We start from the raw sequence: 6,092 nt of genomic DNA, 5'->3' as shown, positions 1-6,092 counted from the left end.
AGTCGAACTCAGGTCCGACGCACCCCATGCGCCGAGGATACCGCTACCCCACGGTCCCGCACTCGGGTGGAGGAGGGTGTTTTAATTAAGGGCTTCGCTTCGGCGGCGCCGTGGTGGGGGGTGTCAGGTGACCAGCGAGCGGACGGCGATAGCGAAATCGCGGACGAACGGCAGGGGGTCGGAGGCCCAGAGGAAGTCGCAGTCGGGGTGCCGGCGGAACGAGCGAACAACGTCGCGGACCGCGTCGGAGAACGCCGGCGGGTCCGCGAGCGGACAGTCGTGCGTGAAGAGGCTGTAGAGGTACGACGCCTCGCCGCGGAGGAGGTGCGTCCCGACGCCCGTCTCGTAGTCGGGCGACAGCGATACCGAACGGTCGCCGGCCAGTCGCCAGATGGCCCACGGGTAGTCGACGCCCGCCCGCGCGTCACAGGACAGCGACGCCCAGAGCCGCGGGTTGACTTCCAACAACTGGTACTCGTCGGCCGCCGTCGGACGGCGGAACTCGACTTCGGCCGGGCCGTGCCAGTTCAGTCGGTCCAAGAGCGCGCGGCCGTGCCGTTCGAGGCGCGCGTCGAACATCGACTCGCGGTAGACGCTGGCGCCGCCGGAGTATTTGTAGCCGCGGTGCTGTCGTATCTGACTGGTCACCACCGGGTCCCCGTGGTCGTACAGGGCGCGAAACGAGTACTCCGTGCCCCGGACGTACGACTGCGTGACGGGGACGTGACCCATCCGCTCGACGAGGTCGCGGCGGTCGGGCGTCCGACCGGGTTCGAGGTACACCGTCGACGGGGGCTTGCGTAGCCGCCGCCCCGCGATGGTACTGTCGTACGCGTCGGTCAACAGGGCGTAGCGGGACTTCACGATGCGCTTTGCGTCCCAGTCCTCGACGGCGTCGAGCAACTCTGTCACCGGCACCCGAACGCCCGCCGACGCCGCCGTCGCCACGAGCGCCAACCGGTCGTGTGTCGTCCGGACCGCCTCGAAGTCGGGCCAGAGCGGCGAGACGTGGTCGGCGAACTCGTCCCGGCGGCGGGCGAGGGTGAACACGTCCTGTTCGCGCCCCGGGAGGATAGTCCGGACGTCCGGCCGACGGGCGAGCGAGAGGAGCGCCGTCGCGTAGGCGTCCGGGTCCGACGGGTCGGGTAGCGAAACGAACTCGCCGCAGTAGCGCGAGTGGGCGCTCGGCGGGGCGGCGTGGTTCGAGGCGACGACGGTGTGGACCCCGCGGCGGCCCAGCGACCGGACCGCGGAGATACTGCCCGGTGACCCGTTGGCGATGACGACTGCAGACTGTCCCGTCGACGTTCCCATCGCTAGCTAGGACGGGACCTGCCAGTAGGTAACTCGGAAATTACCCCCGCCGTCGCCCGGCCTATTCGTGGGTAAGTTCGGCTTATCCGCTCAGACGAGGACGCGTTCGAGTTCGACCACGGTACCGCTGTCGGCCTCGGGGTCTCCGACCACCGTTCCGAGACAGACGGCCGCCCCGTCGGGCGTGTAACAGGCGACCAGTGCGCCCTCGTCGGGCGCGGCCCCACCGACCTCGGCGGGACCGGCGTCGAGAACGCCGGGACCGTACACCGGCGCGCCGTCGGCGACGGCACGCGCGGCGCTCGGAGCAATCGTCACACGAGGGAGCGCGACGAGGGCGCGTTCGGCCGGTCGGACCGCCGCCCGGAGCGGTTCCTCGTCCCCGTCGTCGGCGAACGCAAGCGCGTCCACGAGGTCGTGCATCGTCACGAGGTCCGCGTCGTCGAAGGTGCCGGTGGCGGTCCGACGCAGGTCCCCCATGTGTGCGCCGGTCCCGAGCGCCAACCCGACGTCGTGGCAGAGTTTCCGGATGTAGGTGCCGGACGCACAGCGCACGCGGAGCAGCGCCCGGCGCTCCTCGCGTTCGAGGACCGCCAGTTCGTGGATTCGGCGGGTCCGCAACTGCCGTTTCACCGCGCTCTTCCGCGGCGGTTTCTGATAGACCTCGCCCTCGAACTCGGCGACGACGGAGTCGAAGTCCGCGGGGGCGCGGTCGTGGAGTTCGAGGACGGCGACGTACTCCTTGACGGCGTCGTCGAACACGCGGGCCGCGCGGGCGGCGTCGCCCAGCAGAATCGGCAGACAGCCAGTGACCTTCGGGTCCAGCGTGCCGCCGTGGGCCACCCGGGACTGGCCGGTGGCGTCCCGGACCCACGCGGCGACCTGGTGGGCCGACGGGCCGGGGGGCTTGTCGAGGTTGACGACGCCGAAAGAGAGCAAGGCGTCGACGTCGCGGTCGTCGGGTGGGCCACGGAGCGTCATCGGGTCAGAACTCGTACCGGATGTTCTCGATGGGTGCCTTCCCCTCGTCGCCCTCCGGCCGGTAGGAGTCGATGGCGTGGAGGGAGACGCTCAGGACGCCCTGCGGGTCCCAGCGGGCGGTGTTGACCGAGAGGTCGTAGATAGAGAGGTCGTCGAAGTCGATGTCGTAGTAGTCGCTGTATCGCTGGGCCTCGCTGTCGCCGCGCTCTTTCGTCTCCGTCCGGGCCTGTTCGAAGGGCTTGTTCTCGCGCTGGGCGATGCGGTCGGCCCGGACGTCGAGCGGTGCCGTCAGCCAGAGTTTGATGTCGGCGTACTCGCCGGCCATCCACCCGGCGAGGCGCGATTCGAGGACCAAGTCGTCGCGTTCCGCGGCGATGTCACGAAGCCGGCGGTCGAGGTCCCGGTCTATCTGGTCGTCCTCCTCGGCGGCCTTGTTCAGTTCCAGCGGCGTCATCCCCCGCTCCTCGGCCAGCGAGCGGAAGATGTCACCGCCGCTGACGTGGTCGTAGGAGAGCGCGTCGGCGAGGCTCTTCGCGAGCGTACTCTTCCCGCTGCCAGCGGGACCAGAGACGGTAATCAACATAGTCGTCCTCCGCGGGTGGCGATAAAAGGAGTTGTGTCTTCGCCCGCACCCGCCGAAAACCCTAGCTCGCGGTCGGGCTGGTTTCGACGTTCAGCGCCTTCCGGATAATCTGGGTGAACGACAGCGAGCACAGGAAGTACCAGAGAATCCACGCCTGCAGTGGACCCACGGCACCTTCCTGCCACGTACCGACCTCCCCGATGATGGGGAAGGTCATGACGGGCGATTCGAGCGACATCCCAGCGCCGAACACCATCCAGTAGAGCCACAGGAAGATGGGGATGTTGATGAGCATAATCCAGACCATGGGGCGGAACTGCTGTTTGAACATCCCCATCTGGTCGGTCATCAACTCCATCTGCTCCTTCTCGAGGCGGTCCAGCGCCTCGTCGTCGCCGCGTTCCTTCGCGGCCTCGCGGCGGTCTTGGAGGTCCTGCATCTTCTCCTGATGGTCGCCCATCCCGGACATGTCCATCAACTGGTCCTGCAGAATCGAGGACGTCGAGCCCGTGAACACGGCCAACACGAGGATGACGACGTAGAAGGGAACGACCTCTGCCAGCGGGCCCAGTGCGATGTCGATGACGCCGCCGATGGCGTCCCGGACGGAGTTGAGCGAGTACCCGGCGAACAGGCCGAGCGTGGCCAGTCCCGCGAGTTTGTCCCACGTGGACCAACTCCCGTCGTCCTCGTCGTCCTCGGGAGCGGCGTCGGTCTCTTCGAGGGCATCGCGGACGCCCTCCGGGTCGTCGACGACGAACCCTTCGCCGTCGGCGTCGACGAGGAGGCCGGACTCGATGAGTCGGCCCCACTCCCCGCTGGTGATGTCGTCGCTGACGTCACTCCACGTGACGGCCCCTTTCTCCTCGGCGACGGCGAGGACCTCGGCGAGTGCGTCGGTCATTGCTTCGCCCTCGTCGGCGAGTCGTTCTACCTTCGGCGCGGTGCGTGCCATTGTACTGTGTTCAGCAGTGACGACTTATCAACGTTTATTCTGCGTGCGCGTCGACTGCGCTCTCGATGTCCGCCCAGACCTCGTCGGGGGTCTGCTCGCCGTCGATGCTGACGAAGCCGTCGTGGTCCTCGTAGTGGGCGATGACCGGGGCGGTGTTCTCGTCGAAGACGTCCAGACGGTTGCGAACCGACTCCTCGTTGTCGTCGTCGCGCTGGACGAGTTCGCCGCCGCACTCGTCGCAGACGCCCGCCTCCTCTGGGGGACTGAACTCGACGTGGTAGTTCGCGCCACACTCGTCACACACCCGGCGGCCGGTCAGGCGGTCGACGAGTTCCTCGCGGGAGACGTCGAGCGAGAGAATCACGTCGAGGTCGGTCATGCCTTCGAGTTCCTCGGCCTGTTCGAGGTTGCGGGGGTAGCCGTCGAGGACGAACCCGTCGGCCTGCGAGAGCGCCTCCTCGACGATGGCGTTGACGACGGCGTCCGGGACGAGGTCGCCGGCCTCCATGTACTCCCGAGGGGTGTCGTACTCGGTGTCCATGTCGCTGATGTCCATGTCCTTGTTGGCCCGCAGGGCGTCGCCCGTGGTGACGTGTTCGACGCCGTAGGCGTCCGCGAGGTTGGCGCTCTGCGTGCCTTTGCCGGCTCCCGGCGGCCCGAGAATCAGGATTCGTGGGTTCGACATGGACGGCGGTTCTCTCGCGCTCGTTAAATGGTTGTCCAAACGCGGCTGGCACGCGGGCGCGGTGGGTCTCCCTCGGCCGGTCTGCCCCGACCCAAATCCGTAAAGCCGCGGCCCGCCAGACGCCGGTATGCTCGAACCTGGCGACTCGGCCCCCGAGGTCCGCGCACAGAACCAGCACGGCGAGACGGTGACGCCCGACTTCGCCGACCCGACGGTGGTGTACTTCTACCCGGAGGACTTCACCGGCGGGTGCACAATCGAGGCCCGGGAGTTTCAGGAGACGCTCCCGCAGTTCCGGGAGGGCGGTATCGCCGTCTACGGCGTCTCGGGAGACGACGTCGAGACGCACGAGGCGTTCGCCGAGGACGAGGGCCTGCTCTACGACTTGCTGGCGGACATCGACGGCGCGGTAGCCGACGCGTTCGGCGTCGAGGCCCCGGACGGCCGCCCCAATCGTCGGACGTTCGTACTCGCCGACGGCGAGGTCAGGGGCGTCTACGACCCCGACCGCGCCGACCCGGCGGGCCACGCCGAAGAAGTCCTGCGAGACGCCCGCAACGAGTACGTACAGGGCCGCTAAGCGGTCGGCTCAAATCCACGGCGTCTCCGGGTCGACCGGATTACTCGGGTCCTCCCCCCGCAAGACGGCCGCCACGTCGCTGGCGACGCTCCGCGATAAGTCGTCCCTGCTCTCTTCGGAGTACCACCCGACGTGGGGCGTACAAATCACGTCGTCTCGGCCCGCGAGCGGGTCGTCCGGGCCCGGCGGTTCCTCGGCCCGCACGTCCAGTCCGGCCGTCGCCACGGACCCGTCGTCGAGGGCCGCGAGGAGGGCGTCCTCGTCGACGACTCCGCCGCGGGCGGTGTTGACGAGGACGGCCCCCTCAAGTCGCTCGAACTCCGCGGTCGAGAGCAGGTGGTGGGTCGTCTCGTACAGCGGCGCGTGAATCGAGAGGAAGTCGACCCGGTCCAGCATGGCCTCGAAGGACGCCTTCTCGACGCCGTAGTCCCGCATCGTGGCCGCGTCCACGTTCGGGTCGTAGGCGACCACGTCGAGTTGGTAGGCCCGGAGTTTCGACGCGAGGCGGCGGGCGATGGCCCCGAACCCGGCGAGGCCGAGCGTCCGGCCGGCCATTCGGTGGAGCGGTCGGCCGGTCCGCCAGTCCCACTCGCCGTCGGCTACCTCGCGGTCGTAGTGAGGTATCGCCCGCACGCACGCCAGCAACAGCGAGAGCGCGTGGGTCGACACCTCGTCGAGGCAGTAGTCCGGGACGTTCACGACGGTGATTCCGTGCTCGGCGGCCGCGTCCACGTCGATGTTGTCGACGCCGATGCCGGCCCGCCCGACCACCCGCAGGGTGTCCGTCGCCGAGAGCGACGCGGCGGTCACCGGCGTCGCCGCGTCCACGATGATGCCGTGAGCGCCCTGCACGGCATCTGTGACGGCGGCTTCGGTCTTCTCGTCCAGCAGTTCGATGCTCGCACCGGCGGCCTCCAGAATCTCCGACTGCGTCGTCGGGTCGACCGTCTTGTTGTCACAGAGGACTATCGTGTAGTCCATACCGACGCTCCCG

Annotated in this window: 7 protein-coding genes; 1 reads left to right on the top strand and 6 read right to left on the bottom strand. The window is 68.5% G+C overall.

The window, feature by feature from the left end:
* Positions 1–123: 123 nt before the first annotated feature.
* The 5 genes from Hhyl6_RS13160 to Hhyl6_RS13140 form a co-directional block, all read right to left on the bottom strand.
* Positions 124–1,314: a carboxylate--amine ligase gene (locus Hhyl6_RS13160; RefSeq protein WP_483739649.1), complete on the bottom strand. Its 1,191-nt coding sequence runs from the start codon at positions 1,312–1,314 to the stop codon at positions 124–126.
* Positions 1,315–1,404: 90 nt separating this feature from the next.
* Positions 1,405–2,295, bottom strand: a complete 891-nt coding sequence (locus Hhyl6_RS13155) for an RNA-guided pseudouridylation complex pseudouridine synthase subunit Cbf5 (RefSeq protein WP_483739648.1) — start codon at positions 2,293–2,295, stop codon at positions 1,405–1,407.
* A 4-nt stretch (positions 2,296–2,299) separates the two neighbouring features.
* Entirely contained in the window at positions 2,300–2,878 is a 579-nt protein-coding gene (gene cmk / locus Hhyl6_RS13150) for a (d)CMP kinase (protein ID WP_483739647.1), read from the bottom strand.
* A 61-nt stretch (positions 2,879–2,939) separates the two neighbouring features.
* Positions 2,940–3,833 carry a DUF106 domain-containing protein gene (locus Hhyl6_RS13145; protein WP_483739646.1) on the bottom strand — a complete coding sequence of 298 codons (894 nt, stop codon included), beginning with the start codon at positions 3,831–3,833 and terminating at the stop codon, positions 2,940–2,942.
* Positions 3,834–3,867: 34 nt separating this feature from the next.
* Positions 3,868–4,518 (bottom strand): adenylate kinase, encoded by a 651-nt coding sequence (locus Hhyl6_RS13140; protein WP_483739645.1) that lies wholly within the window; start codon positions 4,516–4,518, stop codon positions 3,868–3,870.
* 127 nt (positions 4,519–4,645) lie between these two features.
* Between Hhyl6_RS13140 and Hhyl6_RS13135 the strand changes: the two genes are divergently transcribed.
* Entirely contained in the window at positions 4,646–5,098 is a 453-nt protein-coding gene (locus tag Hhyl6_RS13135) for a peroxiredoxin (RefSeq protein ID WP_483739644.1), read from the top strand.
* Between the two features lie 9 nt (positions 5,099–5,107).
* Here Hhyl6_RS13135 and Hhyl6_RS13130 read toward each other — a convergent pair whose 3' ends face one another.
* Positions 5,108–6,079, bottom strand: a complete 972-nt coding sequence (locus tag Hhyl6_RS13130; RefSeq protein WP_483739643.1) for a C-terminal binding protein — start codon at positions 6,077–6,079, stop codon at positions 5,108–5,110.
* Positions 6,080–6,092 lie beyond the last annotated feature (13 nt).

Source organism: Haloarcula sp. H-hyl6 (assembly GCF_056934455.1).
The sequence above is the reverse complement of the archived record's forward strand: the minus strand, read 5'-3'. Positions and strand labels throughout refer to the sequence as shown.